The organism is Streptomyces cavernae, from assembly GCF_004023625.1.
In the GTDB taxonomy this organism is placed as follows: domain Bacteria; phylum Actinomycetota; class Actinomycetes; order Streptomycetales; family Streptomycetaceae; genus Streptomyces; species Streptomyces cavernae.
The window spans coordinates 1-1,164 of the sequence record NZ_RPDJ01000126.1 but is presented as its reverse complement, the minus strand read 5'-3'; the positions used below and the strand labels follow the sequence as shown (position 1 = coordinate 1,164).

Genomic DNA, 1,164 nt, shown 5'->3' with positions numbered 1-1,164 from the left:
CGGCCACCGCGAGATCCTCGGACTGGACGTCGCCACCGCCGAGGACGGCGCCGGCTGGCTGGCGTTTCTGCGCTCGCTGATCGCCCGCGGCCTGTCCGGTGTCCAGCTGGTCGTCTCCGACGCCCACAGGACCCGCCGGAAGCGCGTCGGCTCCAATGGCGTGGTGGACCCGCGCGTCCTGGTGAACGCCGTAGAGGCCCGGCAGTTGCTCACGTCCGTCTCCTACGTCGGTTCGTGGGACCGCTGCCATGGGCGGCGCTTGGTGGCCTTCTATGCGGTCCTGTACTACGCGGGGCTCCGGCCCGCTGAGGCGGTCGGGCTACGGCTGTCGGACTGCCACCTGCGAGAGAAGGGCTGGGGCACGCTGACGCTGCCGGAAACACGCCCCGTCTCCCGCAAGCAGTGGACGGACTCCGGGGAGCGGCACGACCGCCGGGGGCTGAAGGCGTGGGAGGCGTCCACCGACCGGCCGGTCCCTATCCCGCCGGTCCTGGTCGCGATCCTCCGGGGCCCACCTGAAGGACTTCGGGACCGCCAAGGAAGGGCGGGTGTTCGGCAATGAGCGCGGGGGAGTGGTCGGCTCTTCAACCTACTGGCGGGTCTGGGAGGAAGCGCGGGAGTACGCCCTACCGCCCGAGCGCATCGACTTGCCGTTGGCCGGGCGCCCGTACGACCTGCGGCACGCGTGCATCACGCGGTGGCTGAACGCTGGGCTGCCCATCACTGAGGTGGCCCGGCGGGTCGGCAACTCGCCGGAGGTGATCCACGGCTGCATCGACGGACGGGAAGCGGCCAACGCGAAGATCACAAAGGCGCTGGAGGAGGAAGGCGACACGGCCTAGCGGCTCCCTCTCTGTGACCACAAGGGCCCCGAGCGTCGGGGCCCTTCAGCGCTCGATATCGGGCATTGTCCCGTCATCGTCCAGTGCTTCACGAGCGGCGCTGATGAACTGTGCAAGCAGGGGCCTCAGCATTCCAGGCTCGTAAATAGTGATGTGGAAGCGGCCATGGTTCAGTGCTCGTTCGGCTAGCCCCTGAGTAGCTGTTGTCGTTCCGATCTTGAGGGCTGCACGTCGAACGGGGTGCTCGATCGGGTGGTTGCCGCCGGCTGCGGGCATGACGGCAGGGCCTCTTGGTAGCTCGGGGTTGCGAAGCCAACCGAGA

2 protein-coding genes and 1 pseudogene are annotated in these 1,164 nt (G+C 68.8%); 2 read left to right on the top strand and 1 reads right to left on the bottom strand.

Going from position 1 to position 1,164, the window contains the following annotated elements:
• Both EF387_RS46455 and EF387_RS50395 read left to right on the top strand, forming a co-directional pair.
• Positions 1-127 (top strand): annotated as a pseudogene (locus tag EF387_RS46455) (transposase); the annotation flags it as partial.
• A 421-nt stretch (positions 128-548) separates the two neighbouring features.
• Positions 549-842: a hypothetical protein gene (locus tag EF387_RS50395; RefSeq protein ID WP_420802717.1), complete on the top strand. Its 294-nt coding sequence runs from the start codon at positions 549-551 to the stop codon at positions 840-842.
• A 45-nt stretch (positions 843-887) separates the two neighbouring features.
• On the opposite strand, the gene EF387_RS46445 is transcribed toward EF387_RS50395, so the two are convergent.
• The coding region (locus EF387_RS46445) for a hypothetical protein (protein WP_238432109.1) at positions 888-1,164 on the bottom strand (277 nt) is incomplete at its 5' end.